The sequence below is a fragment of the Kitasatospora sp. NBC_01539 genome, assembly GCF_045040525.1.
Taxonomy (GTDB): Bacteria; Actinomycetota; Actinomycetes; order Streptomycetales; family Streptomycetaceae; genus Kitasatospora.
Genome location: NZ_CP109390.1, coordinates 2,617,794 through 2,642,356, shown reverse-complemented (window position 1 = coordinate 2,642,356; position 24,563 = coordinate 2,617,794). Strand labels below are relative to the sequence as shown.

The 24,563-nt window shown below is 74.5% G+C and carries 20 protein-coding genes; 8 read left to right on the top strand and 12 right to left on the bottom strand.

Annotation, left to right across the window (positions count from 1 at the left end; genetic code table 11):
• Positions 1-34 precede the first annotated feature (34 nt).
• The 5 genes from OG335_RS11310 to OG335_RS11290 form a co-directional block, all read right to left on the bottom strand.
• Entirely contained in the window at positions 35-376 is a 342-nt protein-coding gene (locus OG335_RS11310; protein WP_405010953.1) for a hypothetical protein, read from the bottom strand.
• The gene (locus OG335_RS11305) at positions 364-2,253 is read right to left on the bottom strand and encodes an anthranilate synthase family protein (RefSeq protein WP_405010952.1); all 1,890 of its coding nucleotides are present in this window, start codon (positions 2,251-2,253) and stop codon (positions 364-366) included. The genes OG335_RS11310 and OG335_RS11305 overlap by 13 nt, the downstream gene beginning before the upstream one ends.
• Positions 2,250-2,912 carry an isochorismatase family protein gene (locus OG335_RS11300; protein WP_405010951.1) on the bottom strand — a complete coding sequence of 221 codons (663 nt, stop codon included), beginning with the start codon at positions 2,910-2,912 and terminating at the stop codon, positions 2,250-2,252. Before OG335_RS11300 ends, OG335_RS11305 begins: the two co-directional genes overlap by 4 nt.
• Positions 2,913-3,031: 119 nt before the next feature.
• Complete coding sequence (locus tag OG335_RS11295; protein WP_405010950.1) at positions 3,032-3,802, bottom strand: 2,3-dihydro-2,3-dihydroxybenzoate dehydrogenase; 771 nt, start codon at positions 3,800-3,802, stop codon at positions 3,032-3,034.
• A gap of 181 nt (positions 3,803-3,983) precedes the next feature.
• Positions 3,984-5,156, bottom strand: coding sequence for a 3-deoxy-7-phosphoheptulonate synthase (locus tag OG335_RS11290; protein ID WP_405010949.1), 1,173 nt, complete (start codon positions 5,154-5,156; stop codon positions 3,984-3,986).
• Between the two features lie 221 nt (positions 5,157-5,377).
• Here OG335_RS11290 and OG335_RS11285 point away from each other — a divergent pair, with 221 nt between their 5' ends.
• The 3 genes from OG335_RS11285 (at position 5,378) to OG335_RS11275 (ending at position 8,726) form a co-directional block, all read left to right on the top strand.
• A complete protein-coding gene (locus tag OG335_RS11285; protein ID WP_405010948.1) occupies positions 5,378-5,869 on the top strand; it encodes a cupin domain-containing protein in 492 nt (163 codons plus the stop codon).
• A 25-nt stretch (positions 5,870-5,894) separates the two neighbouring features.
• Entirely contained in the window at positions 5,895-6,890 is a 996-nt protein-coding gene (locus tag OG335_RS11280) for an amidohydrolase family protein (RefSeq protein WP_405010947.1), read from the top strand.
• Between the two features lie 123 nt (positions 6,891-7,013).
• On the top strand, positions 7,014-8,726 hold the full coding sequence (locus OG335_RS11275) for an FAD-binding oxidoreductase (RefSeq protein WP_405010946.1): 1,713 nt from the start codon (positions 7,014-7,016) through the stop codon (positions 8,724-8,726).
• A gap of 129 nt (positions 8,727-8,855) precedes the next feature.
• Here the strand turns inward: OG335_RS11275 and OG335_RS11270 are convergent, their stop codons facing one another.
• Both OG335_RS11270 and OG335_RS11265 read right to left on the bottom strand, forming a co-directional pair.
• Positions 8,856-10,439, bottom strand: a complete 1,584-nt coding sequence (locus OG335_RS11270) for an FAD-dependent oxidoreductase (protein ID WP_405010945.1) — start codon at positions 10,437-10,439, stop codon at positions 8,856-8,858.
• Positions 10,440-10,577: 138 nt separating this feature from the next.
• Positions 10,578-12,095, bottom strand: coding sequence for an MFS transporter (locus OG335_RS11265; RefSeq protein ID WP_405010944.1), 1,518 nt, complete (start codon positions 12,093-12,095; stop codon positions 10,578-10,580).
• Positions 12,096-12,307: 212 nt separating this feature from the next.
• On the opposite strand from OG335_RS11265, the gene OG335_RS11260 reads away from it, so the two are divergent.
• The gene (locus OG335_RS11260) at positions 12,308-12,688 is read left to right on the top strand and encodes an ArsR/SmtB family transcription factor (protein ID WP_405010943.1); all 381 of its coding nucleotides are present in this window, start codon (positions 12,308-12,310) and stop codon (positions 12,686-12,688) included.
• A 204-nt stretch (positions 12,689-12,892) separates the two neighbouring features.
• Positions 12,893-14,380: a PucR family transcriptional regulator gene (locus tag OG335_RS11255; protein ID WP_405010942.1), complete on the top strand. Its 1,488-nt coding sequence runs from the start codon at positions 12,893-12,895 to the stop codon at positions 14,378-14,380.
• Between the two features lie 169 nt (positions 14,381-14,549).
• Here OG335_RS11255 and OG335_RS11250 read toward each other — a convergent pair whose 3' ends face one another.
• Complete coding sequence (locus OG335_RS11250; protein ID WP_405010941.1) at positions 14,550-15,839, bottom strand: IS701 family transposase; 1,290 nt, start codon at positions 15,837-15,839, stop codon at positions 14,550-14,552.
• A gap of 414 nt (positions 15,840-16,253) precedes the next feature.
• On the opposite strand from OG335_RS11250, the gene OG335_RS11245 reads away from it, so the two are divergent.
• A complete protein-coding gene (locus OG335_RS11245; RefSeq protein WP_405010940.1) occupies positions 16,254-16,856 on the top strand; it encodes a superoxide dismutase in 603 nt (200 codons plus the stop codon).
• Between the two features lie 103 nt (positions 16,857-16,959).
• Here the strand turns inward: OG335_RS11245 and OG335_RS11240 are convergent, their stop codons facing one another.
• Both OG335_RS11240 and OG335_RS11235 read right to left on the bottom strand, forming a co-directional pair.
• A complete protein-coding gene (locus tag OG335_RS11240) occupies positions 16,960-19,029 on the bottom strand; it encodes a serine/threonine protein kinase (protein WP_405010939.1) in 2,070 nt (689 codons plus the stop codon).
• A 101-nt stretch (positions 19,030-19,130) separates the two neighbouring features.
• A complete protein-coding gene (locus OG335_RS11235) occupies positions 19,131-20,015 on the bottom strand; it encodes a helix-turn-helix domain-containing protein (RefSeq protein WP_405010938.1) in 885 nt (294 codons plus the stop codon).
• A 99-nt stretch (positions 20,016-20,114) separates the two neighbouring features.
• Between OG335_RS11235 and OG335_RS11230 the strand changes: the two genes are divergently transcribed.
• Together OG335_RS11230 and OG335_RS11225 are read left to right on the top strand one after the other, a co-directional pair.
• Positions 20,115-21,167: an NAD(P)-dependent alcohol dehydrogenase gene (locus OG335_RS11230; protein WP_405010937.1), complete on the top strand. Its 1,053-nt coding sequence runs from the start codon at positions 20,115-20,117 to the stop codon at positions 21,165-21,167.
• Positions 21,168-21,326: 159 nt separating this feature from the next.
• A complete protein-coding gene (locus tag OG335_RS11225) occupies positions 21,327-22,028 on the top strand; it encodes an SDR family oxidoreductase (RefSeq protein ID WP_405010936.1) in 702 nt (233 codons plus the stop codon).
• Between the two features lie 69 nt (positions 22,029-22,097).
• Here OG335_RS11225 and OG335_RS11220 read toward each other — a convergent pair whose 3' ends face one another.
• Together OG335_RS11220 and OG335_RS11215 are read right to left on the bottom strand one after the other, a co-directional pair.
• Entirely contained in the window at positions 22,098-23,597 is a 1,500-nt protein-coding gene (locus tag OG335_RS11220) for a VWA domain-containing protein (RefSeq protein ID WP_405010935.1), read from the bottom strand.
• Positions 23,594-24,481, bottom strand: a complete 888-nt coding sequence (locus tag OG335_RS11215) for an AAA family ATPase (protein WP_405010934.1) — start codon at positions 24,479-24,481, stop codon at positions 23,594-23,596. The genes OG335_RS11220 and OG335_RS11215 overlap by 4 nt, the downstream gene beginning before the upstream one ends.
• Between the last annotated feature and the right edge of the window lie 82 nt (positions 24,482-24,563).

Below are 24,563 nucleotides of genomic sequence, written 5' to 3'. Positions count from 1 at the left end.
TGGCCGGAGGCGGGTACGGGCGGCACCGGAGGGCTCACCCCTCCCACAGCAGGCCGCGCCCGCCGAGCGCGGCGGCCTCGAAGACGCCCTCGACGGTCGCCTCCACGTCGAAGGCGAGCCGGACGGCCGGCGGCCCGCCGATCAGCTCCGCCGCCCGCGGCGGCAGCTCGACGGCCGCGCGCTCCGCCGACTCCGCGGACTCCCACAGGAAGACCGCGCCCCAGCGGCCCGCGGCCCGGTCGGAGATCCAGAACTTCAACCGCAGCCCCGGCACGGCCGCGTACCGGCCGACGGCCTCCTCGCGCAGGAACTCCCGCAGCGACTCGACGGTCTGCGGCGACCCCGCGAGGTCCCACCAGGCGATCACGGCGTGCACGACTGCAGCACCCCCGTCATCAGACCGGCGAGGATCCGCACGCCGTCGTCGGTCAGCACCGACTCCGGGTGGAACTGCACCGAGGCGAAACCCCGGCCGCGCAGGGCGTGCACCTCACCGCCGGCGGTGTCCCGGCTCACCTCGACGGCGCCGAACTCCGGGTGCTCGACGAGGTCGTGGGCGCTGCGCGCGGCGAACGTGTTGTAGAAGCCGACCTGTTCGGTGCGGCCGAAGAGGTCGATGCCGCGCCGCACGCCCTGGGCGGGCGCGTCCCGGCGGACGAGGTCGAGGCCGAGCCGCGCGCTCAGCACCTGGTGGCTCAGGCAGACGGCGACGAACGGCAGCCGCTGCGCCAGCCGTTCGCCGACGGCCGCCGCGAGGTGCGCGATCTTGGGGTGGGCGGTGTCCCGCGGGTCGCCCGGGCCGGGGCCGAACAGCAGCAGGTCGTAGCCGTCGGTGCGGTAGGGCTCGTCGAAGCGCCGGACGGTCACCTCCAGCCCGGTGGAGCCGAGTTGCTGGGCCAGCATGGAGGTGAAGGTGTCCTCCGCGTCGACCACGAGCACCCGCCGGCCCGCGAGTCCGGCCACCGGCTCCGCCCGGTCGACGGGGCGGCGCAGCCAGAAGTCGGCGATGGTGTCGTTGCGGCGGCCCAGCACCTCCCGCACCTCCGGGTGGTCGGCGAACCGCCGGGTGCCGCCGTCCTCCAGGGCCGCGAGGAGCCCGGCGGCCTTCGCCCGGGTCTCCGCGACCTCGCCCCACGGGTCGGAGTGGCGCACCAGCGTCGCGCCGACCCCGATGCGCAGCCGGCCGGCCGCGCTGATGTCGGCGGTCCTGATCATGATCGCCGAGTCGAGGGTGCGGCCGCCCAGCTCGTCGCGGCCGATCAGCGCCAGGACACCGCTGTAGTAGCCGCGCCCCTCCGGCTCGTACCGGCTGATCACCCGGCAGGCGCTCTCCAGCGGCGAGCCCGTCACGGTCGGGGCGAACAGCGTCTCCCGCAGGATCTCCCGGACGTCCCGCGAGGAGCGGCCCTCGATGAAGTACTCGGTGTGCGCGAGCCGCGCCATCTCCTTGAGGTACGGGCCGGTGACCCGGCCGCCGCCGTCGCAGATCCGGGCCATCATCTTCAGTTCCTCGTCGACGACCATGTACAGCTCGTCGGCCTCCTTGCGGTCGGCGAGGAAGTCCAGCACGCCCGCGAGGTCCGGGCCCGCCGCGGGGTAGCGGTAGGTGCCGCTGATCGGGTTCATCACGGCGGTGCCGCCGCGCAGGCTGACGTGCCGCTCAGGGCTCGCCCCCACGAACGTCCGCTCCCCGGTGTGCACCAGGAACGTCCAGTACGCACCGGTCTCGCGCTGCAGCAGCCGCCGCAGGAACGACAGCGCGGTGCGCGGCGTGCAGTCGGAGATGTCGGCGACGAACGACCGCTTCACCACGAAGTTCGCGCCCTCGCCGCTGCCGATCTCCCGGTCGATCACCTCCCGCACCAGGGCGGCGTACTGCGCGTCGTCCACGTCGAAGCGTCCGTCCCGCAGCGCCACCGGATCGTCGGGCAGCCGGTGCAGCGCCTCCTGCAGCGGCACCGCCGCCTGCTCGTGCACGGTCATGGCGAGCAGTGGTTCGCGGTCGTCGTTGACGGCGTAGCCGCGCTCCGCGATCTGCCGGTACGGCAGCACCGCCAGCACCTGGTGGCGGCCGCCGCCGTCGCCCTCCGGCACCGGGATGTCGCCGATCGCGCCGACGTCGCCGACCTCCCCGAGCAGCACCTCCAGCACGTCGCCGCCGGACGACTCCGGGCGGTACAGCAGGGCGTACGCCGACCGGGTGCCCGTCAGCACGTCGTCCAGCAGGTCCGTGGCACGGGCCGGTGCGGTCACCGCCGCCCCCCGTGGGCGACGAGTCCGGCGGCGAGGGCGTCCGCGACGGCGGCGGTCGTGGTCACGACCGCGCACCGCTCGGCCGCGTACGCCAGCGCCTGCCGGTGGTAGGCCGCGGAGAAGTCGGCGACCGCGTCGGCGACGAGGAAGGTCTCGATGTCGTTGGTGAAGGCGTCGACCGCGCTCATCAGCACGCCGACGTGGGCGTACACCCCGCACACGACCAACTGGTCGCGTCCGGCGCGGCGCAGCCGCTCCAGCAGGTCGGTGCGGAAGAACGCGCTGTACCGCCACTTGGTGAACACCCAGTCGTCCTCGACGGGTTCGAGCGGATCGACCACCTTGCGGTCCTCCGGGGCGACCCGCATGCCGGGGCCCCAGAAGTCCTTCAGCAGTCCGCGGTCGGTGTCCGACATGCCGCCGGGCTGCGCGGTGTACGCGACCGGCACACCGTGCCGGGCGGCCTCCTCGCGCAGCCGTACGGCGTTGCGCAGCAGGGCGTCGCCGGGCTCGGCGGGCAGCGGCTGCAGGAAGTAGCGCTGCATGTCGTGCAGGAGCAGTACGGCCCGGTCGGGGTCGACCGTCCAGCGGGCGGTGGAGGCCGGCAGGTCGGTCGCGGCGGGCATCGGGTAGGGGGTGATGGCGGGCAGGCCGGCCATGGGGTCCTCTCTGCGGAGCTTGGCGGGGATGCGGACGGTGCGGGGATGCGGACGTGGACGGTGCCGCGGTGCAGGGGGTGCGGACGGTGCCGGGGTGCGGGCGGTCGGCCCTGCGGGCGTCAGACGCCCAGCGCGGCGCCGCCGTCGACGGTGAGGTCGTGCAGGGTGATGTGCGCGGCCCGGTCGGACAGCAGGAACGCGACGGCGTCGGCGACGTCGGCGGGCCGGGCGAGCCGGCCGAGCGGGATGCCCACCCGGAACGCCTCGGGCACGCCCTCGACGGACACCTTGGCGCCGTCCGTGTCGTGCCACATCGCGGTGAGCATCGGGGTGTCGGTGGAGCCGGGCGCGACGACGTTGCAGCGGATGCCGTACTGCGCGACCTCCAGGCCGAGGCACTTGGTGAACATCGTCGCCGCCGCCTTGGACGCGGCGTACGCGGCCATGTCCTGGCGGGCGGTGCCCGCGGCGTTCGACGCGACGGTGACCACCGCGCCGGACCTCCGCGGCACCATCCGGGCGACGACCGCCCGCGAGACGTGGAACACGCCGGTGGTGTTGACCGCGAACGTCGCGGACCAGTCGTCGTCCGTGAGGTCGACGGCCCTGGCCAGCCGCAGCACCCCGGCCGCGTTGACCAGATCGGTGAGGGGGCCGAGACGCCGCTCGACCTCGTCGACGGTGCGTTCCACCGCGGCGGACGAGGTGACGTCGCACGGGAAGGCCTCGGCCCGCAGGCCGTGGGCCGTCACCTCGGCGACGACCTGCGCGAGCCGGTCCGGATCGCGGTCGACCGCGGCCACGGTGATGCCGCGTGCGGCGAGGTCGTGGACGACCGCGGCCCCGATGCCGCCGGCCGCGCCGGTGACGAGGGCGGTTTTCTCCGTCATGTGCTGCTGACCTCCGGGTCGGCCGCGCCGTGGGCGCGGCGAGGGACGGCAGGGGCGGTACGGGTGCGCGGGGGTGAGGCAGGTGCCGGGCAGTGCGGGGGAGTGCCGGTGCTGCGGTGCTGCGGTGCTGCCGTGCTGCCGCGGACGGGCGGCAGGTCGGCCCGGTCCGGCCGGGGGCGGTTCAGCCGCGCCAGGCGGAGGCGACCGTCACGGCCTGCCCCGGGTTCAGCCGCGGATCGCAGAAGCTCGTGTACTTCAGGCCGACCTCGTGCAGCCGCGAGTGGTCGCGCACGCACTCGGTGACCTCGGACGGCGTGGTCTCCAGGTGCAGGCCGCCGGCGGTGCCGCCGCTCTCGGTGACGGCGGTGTGGAACTCCTCGACCTCGTGCACGACGGTCTCCACCAGCCGGGTCTTGAGGCCGTCCGGCGCGGTCAGGGTGTTGCCGTGCATCGGGTCCGTCAGCCAGATCACGGGGTGCCCGGCGGCGCGGACGGCGGCCACCAGCGGGGGCAGCCGGTCGGCGACGGCCGCACTGCCCATCCGGGCGATCAGGGTGAGCCGGCCGGGCACGTGGTCGGGGTCGAGCCGTTCGCACAGGGCCAGGAGCTCGTCCGTGTCCGCCGTGGGGCCGACCTTCACCGACACCGGGTTGGCGACGGCGGCGAGCATCGCCACGTGGGCGCCGTCGACCTGGCGGGTGCGCTCGCCGATCCACGGCCAGTGGGTGGAGGTGAGCAGCAGCCGGCCGTCCGGCTGGCGGCGCAGCTGGGGCAGCTCGTAGTCCAGCAGCAGCGCCTCGTGGCTGGTCCACACCTCGCCGTCGATCCGGGCGGCGGTGCGTCCCGTACGCCAGCCGAGGTGGCCCATGACCTCGGCGGCGGCGTGGTAGCCGGTGAGCATGCGGCGCGGGTCGGGGCGGCGCAGCTCGGGGTCGGGCTCCGGCGCGTTCACCATGTGGCCGCGGTAGACGGGGAGTTCGACTCCTCCGACGGTCTCGGTGGGGCTGGAGCGGGGCTTGGCGTACTGGCCGGCGAGGCGGCCGACCCGCAGGACCGGCTTGTGGGAGATCATCTTCATCGCCCCGGCCAGCATGTCCAGCAGCCCGGCCCGGCGGGCGACCTCGCCCGGCGTCGTCTCCGCCCAGTCCTCGGCGCAGTCGCCGGTCTGCACGATCTGGATCCGGCCGCCGGCCGCCTCCGCCAGGTGCTGGCGCAGGGTGTCGGTCTCCGCGGGGGTCACGAGGGGCGGGAGCATGCCGAGTTCCTCCCGCACGGCGGGAAGCTCCGGATGGTCCTCCCAGTCCGGCTGCTGACGGGCCGGCAGAGAGCGGATGAATGCATGGACTCTGTTCAAGGGGTGCCTCCCTGGAAGTGGTCTGGGAACGACTGTCCGGGATGCGGCGAGCGGAAAAGAAGTGCGTTCCTGAACTTTGTCAGGTGCCGGTCCCGCCATTCCCGACCTGACACAGTCACCGGCCGTCCCTTGCCCCGTCCCCGCGGTGCTGCGGAAACTCGCCTGAGCCGACCGCGGGACCGACCGGGCCCCGCCCCGTGTGCAGGAACGGAGGCCTTTTCTTGAGTTTCGAGGAGCAGTGGTCGAGCCGGGTCGTCCACGTGCCACCCGGCGCGGGACCGAGCCGATGGGCCTTCGGTGACCGCTACACGATCAAGTCGGGCCTGCACAACACCGGTCCGGGCTTCTTCATGATGGAGGCCCTGGTACCGCCGGGCGGTGGGCCGCCCCCGCACATCCACCACCGCGAGGACGAGGCCTTCTACGTGCTGGAGGGCGAGGTCGCCCTCTTCGACGGCACGGAGAAACTCGCCCTCGGCACGGGTTCGTTCGTGCATGTCCCGCGGGGCTCCGTGCACAACTTCACGAATGTCGGCGACGAGCCGTCGAAACTCCTCATCATGTTCGTCCCCGGCGGCAAGGACGGATTCTTCCTGGGCGCTGGCGTCCCCGCCGACGACGGTGCCCCGCCGCCCCCGCAGGCCCAGTACGACCTCGATGTGGAAAGGGCCCTGCGGGTGGCCGCCGAATTCGGCGACGAGTACCTCGGATGACCCCGCGACCAGGAGCACCCACCCCGTGACAGAGACGCTGGAGGCTGCCATGCCCGCGCCCACCGGACTCATCGACGTCCACCACCACGCCGTGCCGCCGGAGTACGCCGCGGCCCTCGCCGACCGGGTGGCCATCCCCGGCGTCGACTACCCCCACTGGTCGCCCGAGGAGAGCCTGGAGGTGATGGACCGCCACGGCATCGACGCGGCGGTGCTCTCCATCACCGCGCCGGGCGTGACCTTCGCCGAGGGCGACGAGGCGCGCAAGCTCGCCCGCACGGTCAACGAGTACTTCGCCGGGCTGATCGCCGCCCACCCGGCCCGGTTCGGCGCGTTCGCGATCCTGCCGCTGCCGGACGTCGCCGCGGCCCGTGAGGAACTCCACTACGCCGTCGACGAACTCGGACTCGACGGGGTCGGCCTGCTGAGCAGTTACGGCAGCCGCTACCTCAACGACCCTGCCTTCGAACCGCTGCTCGCCGAGATCGCCGAGCGCGGACTCGCCGTCCACGTGCACCCGGTGGTGCCGCCCGCCGCGGACCTCGTCACCTTCGACCTGCCGCCCTCGCTCTACGAGTTCACCTTCGAGACGACCCGTACGGTGGCCGGCCTGCTCTTCGACGGGGTCCTCGACCGGCTGCCCGGCCTGCAGTTGATCCTCTCGCACGCCGGCGGCACCCTGCCGTTCCTCGCGCAGCGGCTCACGCACGGGCCCACCATCGGCGCGTACCTCGCCGGGCGGGCACCCGCCGACGTGGTCGGCACGCTCCGCCGCCTGCACTACGACATCGCGATGTCCGCCAACCCCTTCGCCCTGCCCGCGCTCACCGAACTCGCCGGCACCGACCGCATCCTGTACGGCAGCGACTTCCCGTTCATGCCGGCGTCGCACACCACGGAGAACACCGACGGGTTCCGCACGTACGCGGGCTGGGACGAGACCCAGCGGGCGGCCGTCGGGCGGGCCAACGCGCTGCGGCTGCTGCCGCGCCTCGCGGAGCGGATCGCCCGGCACGCGTGACCGGCCACCCGCCGAGACCGCACCACCTCCTGGAACCGCACCACCTCCTGGAACCGCACCACTTCTCTTCGGGTCGAACCTCCCGGAGCCGAACCACCCTGCGCAGAAAGGTCCTTCCACGTCATGAGCACGGAACAGATCGGGATGCCGAGCCGCCGCAGAATCCTGGGCGGCGCGGCCGCCCTCGGGGCCGGCGCGGTCGTCACCGCCGGAGCGGGCCCCGCTCTCGCGGCGCCGCGCCCGCCGGCCCCGGCCGTACCCGGTGCGGCGCCGCAGCCGTCGCCGGCCCCGGAGTTCGGCGCCGCCGAGGTCACCCCCGCCGACGCCCGCTACCGCGACCTGGTGCGCGGCATGAACCAGCGCTGGGTCGGCAACCCGGAGTCGGTGCGGGTCGTCGACTCCACCGCCCAGGTGCTCGCGGTGGTGCAGGAGGCGGCGCGGGCCGGCAAGAAGCTGACCGTGCACAGCGGCGGGCACTGCTACGAGGACTTCGTCTTCAACGCCTCCACCCAGATCGTCCTCGACATGTCCGAGATGACGTCGGTCTCCTGGGACGACCGGTTCAAGGCCTTCGCGGTCGAGGCCGGTGCGACCCTGCTGGACGTCTACGAGCGCCTCTACAAGGTGTGGGGCGTCACCGTGCCCGGTGGTATGTGCTACTCCGTCGGAGCGGGCGGGCACGTCAGCGGTGGCGGCTGGGGCATGCTGGCCCGCGAGCACGGGCTCATAGTCGACCACCTGTACGCCGTCGAGGTCGTCACCGTCGACGCGGCCGGCACCGCCCGCGTCGTGGTGGCGACCCGGGAGCCCGGCGACCCCGAGCGCGACCTGTGGTGGGCCCACACCGGCGGTGGCGGCGGCAACTTCGGCGTCATCACCCGCTACTGGTTCCGGTCGCCGAACGCCGTGGGCACCTCTCCCGGGCAGGCCCTACTCCGGCCCCCGGCCGAGGTCTTCATCAGCGCGATCTCCTGGGACTGGGCGCAGCTCACCGAGGCGGCCTTCACCCGGCTCACCCGCAACTTCGGTGCCTGGCACGTCGCGAACTCCGCGCCGGGCGGCCCGTACGGCGGTCTGATGAGCTTCCTCAAGCTCAACCACCGCTCCAACGGCCAGATCGGCCTGCTCACGCAGATGGACGCGACGGTGCCGAACGCCGAACAGCTGCTGCACGACTTCGTGGCGGCCGTGACCGAGGGCGTCGAGATCCCGACCGGGCCGGTCACCACCGCGATGGGCGAGCACGGCCCGATGCCCGAGTACTACACGCCGCAGCGCATGCCGTGGCTGCAGTCGGCCCGCTACCTCGGCACCACCAACAGCACGCTGGTCGACCCGAGCCTGCGCGGCGACTACAAGTCGGCCTTCCACAAGCGGAATCTGACGGACGCGCAGATCGCGACGTTCTGGAAGCACCTCACCCGCACCGACCTCGACAACCCCGGTGCGATGGTGCTGCTCAGCTCGTACGGCGGCGCGGTCAACGCGGTGGCGCCAGGTGCGACGGCGACCGTGCACCGTGACTCCGTCTTCAAGCTGCTCTTCCAGAGCTACTGGCCGTCGGCGGCCGACGACGCGGTCAACATCGGCTGGCTGCGCGACGCGTACGAGGAGACGTACCGCACGACCGGCGGGGTGCCGGTGCCCGGTGACACCACCGACGGCTGCTACGTGAACTACTGCGACATCGACCTCAACGACCCGCGGCACAACCGCTCCGGCGTGCCCTGGTACACGCTCTACTACGGCGCCAACTACCCGCGTCTGCAGCAGGTCAAGGCGAAGTACGACCCGAAGAACCGCTTCAACCACGGTCAGTCGATCCGGCTGCCGTAGCGCAGGGGACACGCAGGGCGCCGCGGGCACACGGAAGGCGCCGCGGCGCACGGACGGGGCCGCCCGGCACGGAACACCGTGCCGGGCGGCCCCTTCGGTCAGGAGTCGGCGGTCATGACGGCTCGGCGGTCAGGGGGCGGCGGGCTCGCCGATCCAGGCGCGCAGGGCGGCGGTGAGGGAGGCGGCGTCGTGGTCGGGGTCGGTGGCGCTCCACGCGGTGTAGCCGTCGGGCCGCACCAGCAGGGCGTCGGCGGGCGGTGCGTCGGTCACCGCCGTGACGGTGACCACCCGGGGGCCCCAGGGCGCGGCGGCCGCCCGCAGGTCCGCGCGGTCGGCGAGGTCGAGCAGCAGGGGCTTCGCGGCGCGCAGCAGCCGGGCGACGCCGGTGCGGGCCTCCGGGGTCTTCAGCGGCAGGTCGGGGGTGAGCCGGCCGGCCAGCGGGTCGGTGTGCGGCCCGGTGTCGTAGTGCACGCCCGTGCCGCTGATCATGCCGGAGAGGTAGGTGTTGACCTGCGGCATGTGCATGAGCCGGACGAAGAGGTCGCGCAGCGCGTCCGTGCGGGGGTCGGGGTTCATCAGGGCCACCTGGGCCCGGACGTTCCACAGCACCTCGGCGGCGGCCGGGTGGCGTTCGGCGTGGTAGGTGTCGAGCAGCCCGGCGGGGGCGTCGCCGCGGACCTCGGCGGCGAGCTTCCAGCCGAGGTTCACGGCGTCCTGAAGGCCGAGGTTGAGCCCCTGGCCGCCCGCCGGGAAGTGCACGTGCGCGGCGTCGCCCGCGAGCAGCACCCGGCCCGAGCGGTACTGCTCGGCCTGCAGCGCCGCGTCGCTGAAGCGGGTCAGCCAGCGCGGGGAGGCCATCGGCACCGGGCGGCCGGCGATGCGTTCGGTCTCGCTCTGCAGCTCGGCGAGCGTCACGGGCGCGCCGCGGTCCGGGTGCGGCCCGCGGAAGTCGTACGTCGACACCCGGCTGCGGCCGTACGGGTTGAGCCAGACGAGCGTCCAGCCGCGCTCGTTGCGCTGCCAGCCGGCGGGCGCGTCGTACGGGTCGAGGAGTTCGACCTCGCCCATGAGGGCGCCCACCCCGGCGGGGGTGCCGGTGAAGCGGATGCCGCTGAGCTGCCGCACGGCGCTGCGGGCGCCGTCGCAGCCCACCGCCCATCCGGCGGTCACCGTGCGGGTGGCGCCGGTGCCGTCGCGGACGGTGAGGTGCACCCGGTCGTCGTCCTGCCGGATGCCGACGACCTCGGTGTCGCGCACGATGCGGGCGCCGAGCGCCTCGGCGAGCCGGGCGAAGACCTGCTCGGCGTACGCCTGCGGGCTGCCGACCATCGCCGGTCCTTCGTCGACGACCGCGGCGAGGTCGAGTTCGAACATCCCGCCGAAGTGGAACGGCACCGGGCCGCGGCTGTACCGCGCCTTGTGCGGGCCCGGCTGGACGGCTTCCAGGAGTCCGCGCCGGTGCAGGGTCTGCGCGGTGCGCGCGTGCAGCGTGCCCGCCTTGGACTCGCCGGTGGGGCGGGCCAGTTGCTCCAGGACGGTGGTGCGGATCCCCTGCAGCGCCAGCTCGTACGCCAGCAGCATGCCGACGGGTCCGCCGCCGACCACGGCGACGTCGGTGTCCGGCGGCCCGGCGCCGGGCCGGTCGCCGGTGGGGCGGGAGCTGTCGGGGCGGGAGCCGGCGGGGCGCCGGGTGCCCTGGCGCCCGGTGTCCACGGGCTCTGGAGAGGGGGCTTCGGGGGACATGCGGTCGACCTCCGGGAGGGGTGGGATCGTCGGGATCTGCGGCGGACGGAAGGCGCGGCGGGGAGCGGGGACGGCCGTGCCCCCGCTCCCCGCCGCGCCCGGGCCCGGTCAGGCCTGGCTGCGGGCGCCGGCCGGGGCGGTGCCGGCGTGCCGGTCGGCGTCGGCGGGCCCGGTGGCCGCCTCGGGTGCGGCGGGGCCGGTCGGCAGGGCCGGCCGCCGGCCGGGCAGGGCGAGGGCGACGACCGCGCCGAGCAGGATGCCGGCGGCCGCCACGTAGACGGCGGTGCGGGTGCCGTCGGCCATCGCGGTGCGCAGCAGGTCGCCCTGCAGGCCGTCGGTGCCGGAGTTGGCGATGGCGATGAGGACGGCCAGGCCGACGGCGCCGCCGATCTGCTGGGTGGTGGAGGCCATGCCGGAGGCGATGCCCTGCTCGTGCGGGTCGACGCCGGACGCGGCGGCGATCCACATGCCGGTCCAGGTGATGCCCTGGCCGATGCCGGCGATCACCAGGCCGGGCACGACCGAGCCGTAGCCGCCGTCGGACGTGATGCCGTAGGCCAGCACGGCGGTGCCGAGGGTGCCGACGAGGAGGCCCGTGAGCAGGGTGGTGCGGGTGGCGGTGCGGGTGGCCATCCGCTCGCCGATCTGGGTGCCGGCGGCGATGGAGAGCGACGGGACGAGGAAGGCGAGGCCGGTCTGCAGCGCGCTGAAGCCGTGCACGCTCTGGAAGAGCACGGTCAGGAAGTACGGCAGGGCGCTGAAGGTGCCCATGAAGATGAAGGTGACCGCCATGCCGGCCGCCAGGCTGCGGTTGCGGAACAGCCGCAGCGGCATGAGCGGGTCCTTGCTGCGGGCCTCGATCAGGGTGAAGAGTCCGAGGAGCAGGACGGCCGCGACGGCGCTGACGACGATGCCGGCCGAGCCCCAGCCGCTCTCGGGGCCCTGCACGAGCACGTACACGAGCAGGGTGACGCCGGCGGTGGCGGTGACGGCGCCCGGCAGGTCGAAGCTGCGGCGCTCGCCGGAGCGGCGGTCGCGCGGGATGACGGTGAGGGCGGCGATCGCGACGATGCCGGCCAGCGGCACGTTGACGAAGAACACCGACGCCCAGCCGAAGGCGCCGGTCAGCACGCCGCCCAGCAGGGAGCCCAGGGTGAGGCCGCTGGCCCCGGCGCCGCCCCACACGGCGAGTGCGCGGTTGCGCTGCGGGCCCTCCGCGAACAGCGTGTTGATGAGCGAGAGGGTGGCGGGGAAGAGCAGTGCGCCGCCGAGGCCCTGCACGGCGCGCACCGCGATCATCGTGCCGGGGTCGGCGGCGAAGCCGCCGACCAGCGACGAGAGCGCGTACAGGCCGAGGGCGAGGACGAACATGTTGCGGCGGCCGAGCAGGTCGGCGGCCCGGCCGCCGAGCAGGAGGAACCCGCCGAAGGCGACCGCGTAGGCGCTGACGACCCACTGGAGGGACTGGCCGGTGAAGCCGAGCTCGGTGCCGATCTCGGGCAGGGCCACGTACACGATGTTGAAGTCCAGCGAGATGATCAGCTGGGCGAACGCCAGCAACGCCAGGACCCAGCCGAGACGCGGGGTCCCGGCGCCCGGGTGAGGGGCGGAAGCGGTGGCAGTCATGGGGGTACGACGACCTTTCTCAGGGTACGACGGTACGTGGACGTTCGCACCGTAGGAATGTACGTGGATCGTCGTACGGTTTGGGGTGGCCTGTCAACGGCAGGCTGGTTCCCTGTCAGGTCCGCGCGCCCCAGGCGCGCGCGTGACCTGCGAAAACGAGGGCGGAAGCGGAATTGTTCGACTGTACGAGGACGGCCGGGTTACTTTGGGGCATGGCTGTCACCCACCCCACCCGGGACAACATCACCCTGGAGAACCTCTTCGTCGCCCTCGGCAACCCCATGCGGCTGCGGGTCGTCCGCGCCCTGGCCGCCGGCGGTGAGCACCCCTGCGGCACGCTGCTCACCGGCGTCTCGAAGTCGACCCTGACCCACCACTGGCGGGTGCTCCGCGAGGGCGGCCTGATCTGGCAGAAGCCGTCCGGACGGGAGCTGCTGCTCTCGCTGCGGCGCGAGGACCTCGACGCCCGCTTCCCCGGCCTGCTCGACTCCGTGCTGGCCGCCATCGACTCCGCCGACGCCGCGGGCCTCGCGCCCGCCGTCGCCGGGGGACCCGGTGCCGAGGACGGGATCGCCGGACCCGCCGGGCGGTGAGCACCGCCCGGCCCGCCCGCGGGCGGCTCCGCACGGCCGGGTCGCCCGCGCCCGCGGTGCGTCGGCCGGACCTGCGCGGAAGCGGGCCGACCGGCGGTGCCGGACAGTCACGGACCGGTCACGCGGGAGCTTGACCGTACTCCGGGTGGGCACATATGTTCTCCTTGCACCGGGCTTCATTGGCGAGTGGCGGGGGTTGTCGGTGTGGAGCGGTACGAGGCGGCCCCGCCGGCCGACCCTGCGCTGACGGTCCTTCAACTGCTGGCCACGGGCGGGCCGGCGGCCTGTTTCGACGACCTGCTGCTGGACGCCGTGGGCCGTGGCGCATCCACCGCCGAACTCGCCACGCTGCGTGCCGCGGTGGATCTGGCCCGCACCGCCGGGGCGGTCCTCGCCCCCGGCCTGCCGCCCGCCGCCGCGCCCGCCGCGCAGGACACCGTCCGGCTGCGCCGGGCCGCCGCCCGCGCGCGCCACCTCCACGCGGTGCACGACGAACTCACCGCCGCCGTGCTGAACGGCGGTGACGTGCACGGCGTCGTCCGGCACGCCGCCGGAGCGCTCGGCGGTGACCTCCTCGTGCGCGACCCCGCCGGCCGCGCCCTCGCCGGTGCCGGCTCGGTGGCCGCCCTGGACCAACTCGCCGCCGAGTCCGTGCCCTCGGCACCGCACACCGACGGCCGGGCATCCGTCCCGTCCGCAGGGGTCCGGACCGCCGCGATCACCGCCGGCGGCCGCCCCCGCGGCGTGCTCCTCCTCCGGACGGACCGCGCCCTCGACGAGTCCGAGGAGTGGTTCCTGCGGGCGGTGGCCCAGACGGTCGGCCTGCTCGCCCTCCTCGCCGACCGCAGCACCGCCGTCGCGGAGGGACCGCTGCGCGACGAACTCTTCGAGGACCTCCTGGCCGGCCCCGCCCGCTCCGCCCGCCAACTCGGCGAACGCGCCCGAAGACTCGGCATCGACCCCGGCGCCCCGTACGTCGTGCTCGTCGCCCGCCCGGAGGGCGGCGAACAGGGCAAGGCCATCGTCTGGGCATCCTCGTACGCCTACCGCATGGCCGGGCTCAAGTCGCAGCACGGCGACTGCATCTCCCTGCTCGTACCCGGCTCCGACGCCTCCGCCGCCGCCCGTGCCGTCTCCGGTGAACTCGCCCCGCTGCTCGGCCACCCCGTCTCCGTCGGCGCCGCCGGCCCCGCCGCCGGACTCGACGCCGTCGCCGGGCTCCACCGGGAGGCCGTCCGCTGCCTGGACGTGCTGATCGCCCTGGACGGCGCCGGCAGCACCGCCTCCACCGAGGACCTCGGCTTCGTCGGCCTCCTGCTCGCCGAGGACAACGACATCGGCGGTTTCATCGACTCCGCCCTCGGCCCCGTGCTCCAGTACGACAACGAGCGGTTCACCGACCTCGCACGCACCCTGGAGGTCTACTTCGCCGCCGGCGGCAGCCCCACCCGGGCTGCCGAGACACTGCACGTCCACGCCAACACCGTCTCCCGCCGCCTGGAGCGGATCGGCGAACTCCTCGGCCCCGGCTGGCAGAAGCCGGAACGCGGACTGGAGATCCAGCTCGCACTCCGGCTGCTGCGCACCCAGGACGTCCTGCACCGGCAGCGCGCTGCCCGGCCGGGGGCCGCCGGAATGCCCGGCAACCCCCGCGGCGAGCACGGCCTGACGCCCGACGGCCGGCACATCTGAGCCTGCGTCGGCACCGATCCGGGGCCCGGGCGGTGCACGGTGCCGGGCATGCCGGGCGCGGTGTCGGGCGCGGTGTCGGCGGCGGGCGGGGTGTCGGGGGCGGTGCCGCGCCGGATGCCCGCGCCCCCGTCGTCACCCCGTGCCGTCCCGCCGGTGGTCATGCCGGTGGTCATGCCGCCCGAGGCGGACAGGGGCCGGTGTCCTGCGCCGGCAGCCGGGCCGCGGAGCGGCCGGTGACATGACCTGACGACTCCCGCCGGCTGCCCGCCAGGACGGCCACCGCGTGCGCGGCCGAGGCCAGCGTGATGTGCCGGTGCCAGCCGCCGAACGAACGCCCCTCGAAGTCCTTCAGGCCGGCCTCCGCCCCCGTGCCGCCGAGCGCGTGTCCGACCCGGGCCGCCAGGTCGGTCAGTTGCACGAGCGTGCCGCGCGACGCCGCGGTCATGTTGGTGAGCCACAGCTCCGAGGGCGGCCGGTGGGCGTCCCGCCACCGGCCGAGCAGCACGACCTCGCCGATCGCCCGGTCCCCGCCCGGCTCCTTCGCCGGAGTCACCCGGACGGTCGCCGCCAGCCCGCTGCGCAGGACGGACGGATCCCGCGGATCCGCCCAGGCCGTGGGTCTGCGCAGGCCCTTGACGGACTCCAGGATCCGGCGGGCCGTGAGCGGGCCCATGCCGTAGCCCGGCAGGGCCGTACTCCCCACCGTGAAACGGGCGTTGGCCGCGAGCCGGGCGATCACCGGCACCCCGGCCCGGGTGAAGCGGTGCACCGACGCGGCCGCGTGCGCCGAGCACATGTCGAGCACGACCGGCCGGGCCGGCGGAGACCAGGCCAGGATGTCCTCCAGCACGGCCGCCGCGCACTCCTCCGGCGTCTCGCCCCCCACCCCGCCCGGGATCTCCACCCGGTCTCGGCGGGCAGGGTCGTCGGCCCACGAATCGGGCAGCAGCAGGCGCCAGTTGACCGGCGTGCTGAGCGTGTCCGCGGCGAGCCAGACGCCGAACGCCTGCTGGCCGTAGAACTCCCGTCCCCGGTGCGGGTCGAAGCTGTGGTCGACGCCCACCGAGTGCTTCCCGGCCTTGGGGATCGGCATCGGCCGTACCACCCAGGCGCGCGGGGTCACCGCCGCCTCGACGTAGGCGGCCAGTGCCGCCCGTACGGGCATCCAGTCCCAGGTCGAACTGCTGATGAAGTGGTGGATCCGCTGTTCCGCCGCCGGGCTGCCGAGCCCGGCGGCGATGTTGCGGATCGACTTGCGGCCCTCGGTGCCCAGCAGCCCCCGAAGGTACTGCTCGCCCCGCTGGCGCTGGTCGCGCCGCGGGAGCGAGGCGAAGAGCGCGCCGGACAGCTCCCGCACCACCACCTCCCGCAACACCCGCCCGTAGCCGGCGGGTTGCGCCGGTGGCCGAGGGGAGAACAGGTCGAGCGTCGATCGTTCGTTGCAGACAGGGATGTTCACGTCACTCCCACCGCGTTACGCGCGAAATCCGGTTCGTCCCTTCAAGCCTGCCTGCGGGGCGGCCCTCGGAGGAGGTGGGCAGGCCACCTGATTCGGGCGGGGGACGGTTGTTGCGGCACCCGGTGCCGCCGGACTTTGTCAGGTCGGCGGCCGTCGCGGGAGTCCGCACCACGCATCCGGGCACGCCGAAGCACCGCCGGGGCCGGTGCCCGTGGCGGCGGTGGGGCGGGGCCGGTGGACGTCCCGGCGGGCGCCGGCTGGGAAGACGATCATCGGTCGGGAAGGACGGGTGCCCTGCTCGGCCGACGTACCGGCCCCGCATCGAACATGCTGAAGCATGTCATTCTCTGTTGCAAGTTATTCGCAATAGGGTATCCCTCGCATGATCCGCACCGACGAAGAGGACATCTCCCGATGGGCGTCTACTCGCTTCCCGACCTTCCGTACGACTACTCCGCGCTGGAGCGCGCCATGTCGGCGGAGATCCTGGAACTGCACCACTCCAAGCACCACCTGGCCTACGTCAACGGCGCCAACACCACCCTGGAGCAGCTCGCCGAGGCCCGCGACAAGGAGCAGTTCGGCGGTCTCGTCGGCCTGCAGAAGACCCTCGGCTTCCACCTCTCCGGCCACGTCCTGCACTCGCTGTTCTGGCAGAACCTCTCCCCGGACGGCGGTGACCGCCCCGACGGCGCCCTCGCCGACGCCGTCACCGAGCACTTCGGATCCTTCGACGCCTTCAGGAAGCAGCTCACCGCCGCCACCGTCGGCGTCCAGGGCTCCGGCTGGGGCATCCTCTCCTGGGAACCCCTCGGCAGGCGCCTGATCGTCGAGCAGGTCTACGACCACCACGGCAACGTCGGCCAGGGCACCACCCCGCTGCTCGCCTTCGACGCCTGGGAGCACGCGTACTACCTGCAGTACAGGAACGTCCGCCCCGACTACGTCACCCGCCTGTGGGACGTCGTCGACTGGAGCGACGTCAGCGCCCGCTTCGCCGCGGTCGCGGGCGGCTGAGCCACTCCTCGATCTCCGCCGACGGTCCACCCGCGCACCGGTCCGCCGGCCGGGTCCGGTGAGCTGCGGTGCGGCGGCGGACCGCCGCCGCACCGCCGTACCGTCAACTGCAGTGCACCGCGCGGTTGCCGAGGCTGCTCGCCGTGGTGCCGGTGACGCCGCCCCAGGTGATGCTGCCGGAGCCGGTGATGCAGGTGGCCGCGGCGGCCACCCGCACCGGCCCCGCGTACATCGTGAAGTCGCCCTCGTCGGTGCTGGTCGTCCCGGCCACCTTGGTGCACGTCGCGGCGGCCGAGGGGTTGCTGCACCGGCTGATCGACGCCTTCACCGCGGACGCCGTGCCGTAGCCGCTGTTGACCGTCTTGATCGTGGCCGCGCAGTTCCGGCCGCTCGTGTTGTCGAACCAGATGTAGAAGTAGCCGAGCACGACGCCGCTGCCGGTCTTCACCGGGTAGCTGCCCACCAGCCCGCCGCTGCAGCCGTACGCGGCCGCGCCGGTACCGGGCGAGGGGGGCGCCTTGGTCGGAGCCGCGGTGGTGGTGGGACGGGCCGTGGTCGGTGCCGCCGTGGTGCCCGGCGCGGCCGGCCCGGTGGTGGCGCCGCCCGGCCGGGTCGCGGTGCCCGAGGGTGCTGCGGGGGTGCCGGTGGCACCGGCCGCCGACGGGCTGCCGGACGGTGCGGGGCCGGAGGGCGTGCTGCCGTCCGCTGCGGTTGCCGAGGCCGAGGCGGTGTCCGGCGTGTCGGTGGCAGCCGCGCCGGTGTCGAGAGGGGCTCCGGCGGCCGCGGCGGAGGAGGCGGCCCCGGGCCGTCCCGCGGCGGCGTCCTGTGCGGTGTCCCGACCGCCGATCACCCAGGTGAGACCCGCGACGAGGACGAGGGCCAGCGCGGCGCTCCCCGCCACGACACCGGCGCGGCCGCCCGCCCGCCGACGCCACCAGGGCTCCTCCTCGAACGCCTCGAAGGGGGTGAACGTTCCGGTGGCGGTGAAGCCCGCCGGGGGAGGCGTGAACGACTGCTCGGGCGTGAACGACTGCTCGGGCGTGAACGACTGCTCGGGCGTGAACGACTGCTCGGGCGTGAGCGCGTGCTCGGGCGTGAACGACTGCTCCGGCGTGAGCGCGTGCTCCGGCGCGAACGGTGCGGCGGGGGAGAGCGCTGCGCCGTCGGCCGGCGACGCGTCGGGCGTGAACGCCGACTCGGGCGTGAACGGTGCTGCTGCGGCGCCGGTCGGGAAACCGGCGGCGTACGGCGACGAGGCGGCGGCAGCGGCCCGTACGTCCTCGGCGAGTCCGCTCAGCTCGGCGGCCACCTCGTGCGCGTCGGCGGGCCGGTCCTCCGGTGCCTTGGCGAGCAGCCGCAGCACGAGCGCGTCGAGCCCGACGGGCAGGCCGGGACGCTGCCGGCTCGGCGGCGCCGGAGTCTCCCGCAGGTGCGCGCCGAACTGGACGGTCACCTCGCGGTGGCCGAACGGCGCGGCGCCGGTGAGGAGATGGTGGAGCACGCAGCCGATCGCGTACAGGTCGCTGCGGTGGTCCACGTCGCCGGTCCCGCGTACCTGCTCCGGTGACATCCACGGGACGTCGGTGAGCACCGTGCCCCCGGCGCCCCCGGCGCCCCCGGCACCCCCGGCACCCCCGGCGCCCGCGATGCCCGGCCCGCCCGCGCCGGGTGCCCCGGGAACGGCGGCGGCAGCGGCGGTGGCCGTGTCGATCGCGAGGCCGCGGACCTTCACCGTCCCGGCCGGGGTGAGGAGCAGGGCGGCAGGCCGGATGCGGCGGTGCACCAACCCGGCCGCGTGGGCCGCCGCCAGGCCCTCGCACGCCTGCCGGACCCACTCGGTGGCGCGCGCCGGGTCGGGGGCGCCGTCACCGGCGAGGACCTCGTCCAGGCCGCGTCCCGCTTCCGGTTCGGTGACGGCGTACACCCGGCCGGCGGCATCGTCCCGGCCGGCGGCGATGACCCGCACGAGGTGGGGGTGGTCCGGCAGGGCGGCCGCGGTGCGGGCCTCGTCGAGGATCCGCTCGGCGGTGGCGGGGCCGGCGGCCGGTCCCGCGAGGAACGTGACCGTGACGGTGCGGTGCTCCTCGTGGTCGTGGGCCGTCCAGGCGGACGTTCTCCCGCCGTGCTGCCGTTCCCTCAGTTCGTAGCGTCCGTCGATCAGCTGGCCTTCCACGGCGCGCCCCCTTTCCCGGCCGGTACGGCACCATCGAATGATCGTCCGAAAACCTATCGGGTCGCGTCGACGGGGCGTCACGCGGGAGGCGGGAAGGGCGGCTACGGCCCGTCGGCCGTGGCGGGGCTGCCCTCGACGGCACCCGGACGCCCGGCACCGGCCCAGGAGGCCAGCAGGCGGAGGGTGTCGGCGGAGGGTGTTCCCGGTTCGGCGTGGTAGGTGAGCAGCACCTGGTCGGGGTCGTCCGGGGGCCGGAACATCTCGTACCGGACGGTGAGACGGCCGACGACGGGGTGGTGGAGTTCCTTCACGCCGTGGCCCTTGTCGCGGATGTCGTGGGTGGCCCAGAGGCGGCGGAAGTCCTCGCTCTTGACGGAGAGTTCGCCGATGAGGGAGGTGAGCTTCGGGTCGTCGGGGATGCGTCCGGCGTCCATCCGCAGCCCGGCGACCACGTCGGAGGCCTTGGCCTCCCAGTCGGTGTACAGGTCGCGCGCGGCCTGGGTGAGGAAGACCTGCCGGGCCATGTTGCGCTGCTCGGGCGGCATCGAGGGGAAGTCCCCGACGAGCGCGCAGGCCAGGCTGTTCCAGGCGAGTACGTCCATGCGCAGGCCGAGCACGTAGGCGGGGATCTCGGTCATGGCGTCGAGGAGCTGCTGGAGTGCGGGTCGTACGCGCTGCGGACGCTGGGCGCCGCGGGAGCGGCGGGACACGGGCCGGGCGAGCCGGTTGAGGTGGTCGCGCTCCACCTGGTCGAGCTGCAGGGCGCCGGCGATGGCGTCGAGCACGGTGGTGGAGACGTTCTCACCGTGTCCCTGTTCGAGGCGGATGTAGTACGCCGTGCTGACACCGGCGAGTTGTGCGATCTCCTCGCGGCGCAGGCCGGGGACGCGGCGTCGGCCGCCGTACCGGGGCAGGCCGACGTCCTCCGGCCGGAGGCGGGCCCGGCGGGAGCGAAGAAACTCGCTCAGCTCGGTGCGCATGTCCATACCGGCAGTATGAGGGTGAGTCCCGCAGTGGTACGAATGCCGTGCGTACGTCCGGCGGGGGGCTGGTTCCGTCCGGCCGGGTGTTGCAGGCTGCTCCGTATGACCCACACGACTGTCTCCGCCTATGCCGCCCCGTCCCCGAAGGCACCGCTGGAGAAGACGACCGTGCCCCGGCGGGTGCCGGGCGCGCACGACGTCCTGATCGACATCCGGTACTCCGGCATCTGCCACTCCGACATCCACCAGGTGAACGCCGAGTGGGGGGTGGGCGCCTTCCCGATGGTGCCGGGCCACGAGATCGCCGGCGTGGTCGCCGAGGTCGGGCCGGAGGTGACCCGCTACGCGGTGGGCGACCGGGTCGGTGTCGGCTGCTTCGTCGACTCCTGCCGCGAGTGCGAGAACTGCCGTACCGGGCTGGAGCAGTACTGCACCGGCAGCGGCGGCATGGTCGGCACGTACAACGGTGTCGGCCGTGACGGCGAACCGACCTACGGCGGCTACTCCACGCACGTGGTGGTGGACGAGAACTACGTCCTCCGCATCCCCGAGGCCATTCCGCTGGATGCCGCGGCGCCGCTGCTGTGCGCGGGCATCACCCTGTACTCGCCGCTGGCCCACTGGGGTGCCGGGCCCGGCACGAAGGTGGCGGTGGTCGGCCTGGGCGGCCTGGGCCACCTCGGCGTGAAGCTGGCCCGTGCGAAGGGCGCCGAGGTCACGGTGCTCAGCCAGTCGCTCCGCAAGCAGGAGGACGGCCTGCGGCTCGGCGCCGACCACTACCACGCGACGTCGGACCCGTCGACGTTCACGGAGCTGGCCGGCACCTTCGACCTGATCCTCAACACCGTGTCCGCCGACCTCGACCTCGGCGCGTACCTCTCCCTGCTGCGCACGGACGGCACCCTGGTGCAGATCGGCGCCCCGGAGAAGCCGGCCGTGCTCGCCGCGTTCGCCCTGATCGGCGGCCGGAAGTCGGTGGCGGGGTCGATGATCGGCGGCATCCGGGAGACCCAGGAGATGCTGGACTTCTGCGCCGAGCACGGCATCGGCGCCGAGATCGAGGTGATCCGCGCCGACGAGATCAACGAGGCGTACGCGCGGGTGCTGGCCAGCGACGTGCGGTACCGCTTCGTCATCGACACCTCCACCATCTGACGGATCCCGGTACGAGCCCGGTACGAGCCCGGTACGGCGCGGCGTCGGCTGCGCCGTACCGGGCTGCGTCGTTCCGGGCGCCGGGCTGCCCTTGCGTCGGGAAACCGATCGGTTTACCTTGGTGGAAACCGATCGGTTTCCTCCGAGGGGAGCACTCCCGTGACCGACATCAAGGGCGCCACCGCCATCGTCACCGGCGGCAGCCGCGGCATCGGCCGGGCGCTGGTCGAGGCGCTGTACGTCCGCGGCGCCGCCAAGGTGTACGCCACCGCCCGCGACCCGCGCACCGTCACCCACCCCGACGCCGTGCCGCTCGCGCTGGAGCTGACCGACCCCGCGTCGGTCGCCGCCGCGGCCGCGCGGGCCCAGGACGTCACCCTCCTGATCAACAACGCGGGCGCCGCGGTCGGGGCGTCCTTCCTCGAGGCGCCGGTGGAGGAGGTCCGCCGCGAGTTCGAGACCAACTTCTACGGCCCGCTGCTCACCACCCGCGCGTTCGTGCCGGTCATCGAGCGGAACGGCGGCGGCCACGTCCTGACCGTGCACTCGGTGCTCTCCTGGCTCGCCACCGCGGGCTCGTACAGCGCCTCCAAGGCGGCCCTGTGGGCGCAGACCAACGCGCTGCGGCTGGAGCTGCTGCCGCGCGGCATCGCCGTCACCGGGCTGCACGTCGGCTACGTGGACACCGACATGACCGCCCGGGTCGACGGGCCGAAGTCCGACCCCGCGGACGTCGCGGCCCGGGCGCTCGACGGCATCGAGGCCGGTGCGCACGAGGTGCTCGCCGACGAGGTCACCCGCCGGGTGAAGGCCGGGCTCGCCGGCGACCTCGCCCTGCTCTACCCGCAGCTGGCCGCCTGACCGGGCGGGCGCGGGCAGGCCGTCCGGCCCGCTCACCCCACCTCACCCCACCCCCGGGGTCCGGCGCCGTCAGACGGGCAGCAGCCCGCCCACGAGCTCGCCGAGCCGGTGGGTGTTGCGGCAGGCGTACATGTCGACCACTGCGGCGTACGCGTGTGCGGCGGAGTCGCCGGACCCCCAGAGCGCGGCCTGTTCGGGGTTGAGCCAGATGACCCGGCGCGCCCGGTCGGCGACCAGTCGCAGGGCGTCCACGTTGGGGTCCCAGCCGTTCGTCCGGGCGTCGCCCAGCACGAGGACGGCGGTGCGCGGGCCGACGGCGTCGAGGTGGCGTTCGGCGAACTCGCCCAGCGCGGAGCCGTAGTCGCTGCTGCCGTGGTAGCCGGCGACGGCCGCGCCGGTGAGGATCCGCTGCGCCAGGCCGACCGGGTCGGCGGTGCCCGCGGCGACCAGGTCGGTCACCTCGGCGGTGCGGTTGACGAACGCGAACACGCGTACCCGGCTGAACTGGTCGCGCATCGCCCGGACGAGCAGCATCGTGAAGTCGGCGAAGCCCGCGACCGAGCCGGACACGTCGCACAGCAGCACGATCTCGGGCCGGGCCGGCCGCCGTCGGCCGTACGCCGGGCGCAGCGGTACGCCGCCGGTGCCGAGGGAGCGGCGCAGGGTGCGCCGGAGGTCGATCCGTCCGCGGGCGGCGCGGCGCCGGCGGACGGCGAGGCGGGTGGCCAGCTTCCTCGCCAGCGGGTGCACGGTGCGGCGCAGTTCGGCGAGCTGGTCGGTGCCGGCGGTGAGGAAGTCGATCCGGTCCGGGGTGGGGGCGACGGCCCGTTCGGCGATCCGTTCCGTGCCGCGCAGTTCGGCGACCCGGCGCCGGGCCTCGCCGGCCACCATGCCGCGGAAGGTGCGGATCCGGCGGCGGATCTCGTCCTCCACGAGGCGGTCCGTGACGTCGGCGGCGCGGTCGGTGCCCCGGGCGGCCCGGACGGCGGCGAGCACCCGGGCGAGCAGGGTCTCCGGCTGCAGCCGGCCGAGGGCCTGGTAGGCGGACCAGCCGTCCGAGCCGGGCCCGGTGCCGTAGCGGCCGAGCACCTCGACCGCCTCCCGCGCGATCCGGGCCAGCCGCCCGGGCGCGGCGGGGTCGGCGGCGGCCAGGGCGGCGGCCAGCCGGTCGCGCAGGTCGGCGACCGGGTCGGGGATCCGGTCGGCGGGGAGGTCCGGCGCGCCGGCGCCGGTGCGGCCCTCCCGGCCGGGGCGGGCGGTGCCGGTGGGGGCGCCGACGCCGAGCGGGAAGTACAGGTCGAAGACGGCGTCGAACACCGGGCGCTGCCCCTCGCCGCGGAGCAGCGCCGCGGCGAGCCCGGCCCGGACGTGCGCACGGTCGGTGAGCCCGAGCGCCCGGAGGACGGCGGCGGCGTCGACGGTCTCGGCCGGGCCGATCCGCAGGCCGTGTCCGCGGAGCGCCCGCACCAGGCCGGCCAGCCGCTCGGGCAGGCCGTCCGGCGCCGGGGCCGGCCCGCCCGCCGTCCCGTCCTCCGCTCCGCGTGCCGGTCCGCCCGCCGGCCCGGTCACGCGGGTGCCAGCTTCGCGGCGGCGCGGATGATGTCGTCCTGGTGCTTGAGCACGACCCCGAGGCTGTCGCGGATCACCGTGTCGTCCAGGGTGTCGGCGCCGAGGGCGAGCAGGGTGCGGGCCCAGTCGACGGTCTCCGCGACGGACGGTGCCTTGCGCAGGTCCATGGCGCGCAGGGCGCCGACGACCTGGACGAGGCCGTCGGCGAGGACCGCGTCCAGCCCGGGCACCAGGAGCCGGACGATGCGCGCCTCCAGGGCGGCGTCCGGGTAGTCGAGGTGCAGGTAGAGGCAGCGGCGGCGGAGCGCCTCGGAGAGCTCGCGGGTGGCGTTGGAGGTGAGCAGTACGAAGGGGTGCCGGGTGGCGGTGATCGTGCCGAGTTCGGGCACGGTGATCTGGAAGTCGCCGAGGACCTCCAGGAGCAGTCCCTCGACCTCGACGTCGGCCTTGTCGGTCTCGTCGATCAGCAGCACGGTCGGTTCGTCGCCGCGGATGGCGGTGAGCAGCGGGCGGGCGAGCAGGAACTCCTCGCCGAAGACGTCGCCGCGGGCGTCGTCCCAGCTCTCGTCCCGGCCGGCGGTGATCCGCAGGAGCTGTTTGGCGTGGTTCCACTCGTAGAGCGCCCGGGCCTCGTCGATGCCCTCGTAGCACTGGAGCCGGACGAGCCGGGCGCCGCCGACCCGGGCGACGGCCTTGGCGAGTTCGGTCTTGCCGACGCCTGCGGGGCCCTCGACGAGCAGGGGCTTGCCGAGGCGGTCGGCGAGGAAGACCGTGGTGGCGACGGCGGCGGAGGCGAGGTAGCCGGCCTCGGCGAGCCGTGCCGAGACGTCCTCCACCGAGGTGAAGAAACCTGTCCCGGCGCCGTGTCCGTCGGTGGCGGCCATCGCGTCAACTCCTGTCCGTGTGAGGCTGCGTGTGCGGCGCGGTGCGCCGTGCGGGGCGAGGTGGGCGCGCGTCGGGCCGCGC

What these genes read in the sequence shown, in the direction of transcription:
- OG335_RS11300 (WP_405010951.1), bottom strand. Translation starts at nt 2,912, where the DNA reads ATGGCCGGCCTGCCCGCCATCACCCCCTACCCGATGCCCGCCGCGACC.
- OG335_RS11265 (WP_405010944.1), bottom strand. Translation starts at nt 12,095, where the DNA reads ATGACTGCCACCGCTTCCGCCCCTCACCCGGGCGCCGGGACCCCGCGT.
- OG335_RS11235 (WP_405010938.1), bottom strand. Translation starts at nt 20,015, where the DNA reads ATGGACATGCGCACCGAGCTGAGCGAGTTTCTTCGCTCCCGCCGGGCC.
- OG335_RS11295 (WP_405010950.1), bottom strand. Translation starts at nt 3,802, where the DNA reads ATGACGGAGAAAACCGCCCTCGTCACCGGCGCGGCCGGCGGCATCGGG.
- OG335_RS11215 (WP_405010934.1), bottom strand. Translation starts at nt 24,481, where the DNA reads ATGGCCGCCACCGACGGACACGGCGCCGGGACAGGTTTCTTCACCTCG.
- OG335_RS11260 (WP_405010943.1), top strand. Translation starts at nt 12,308, where the DNA reads ATGGCTGTCACCCACCCCACCCGGGACAACATCACCCTGGAGAACCTC.
- OG335_RS11245 (WP_405010940.1), top strand. Translation starts at nt 16,254, where the DNA reads ATGGGCGTCTACTCGCTTCCCGACCTTCCGTACGACTACTCCGCGCTG.
- OG335_RS11230 (WP_405010937.1), top strand. Translation starts at nt 20,115, where the DNA reads ATGACCCACACGACTGTCTCCGCCTATGCCGCCCCGTCCCCGAAGGCA.
- OG335_RS11275 (WP_405010946.1), top strand. Translation starts at nt 7,014, where the DNA reads ATGAGCACGGAACAGATCGGGATGCCGAGCCGCCGCAGAATCCTGGGC.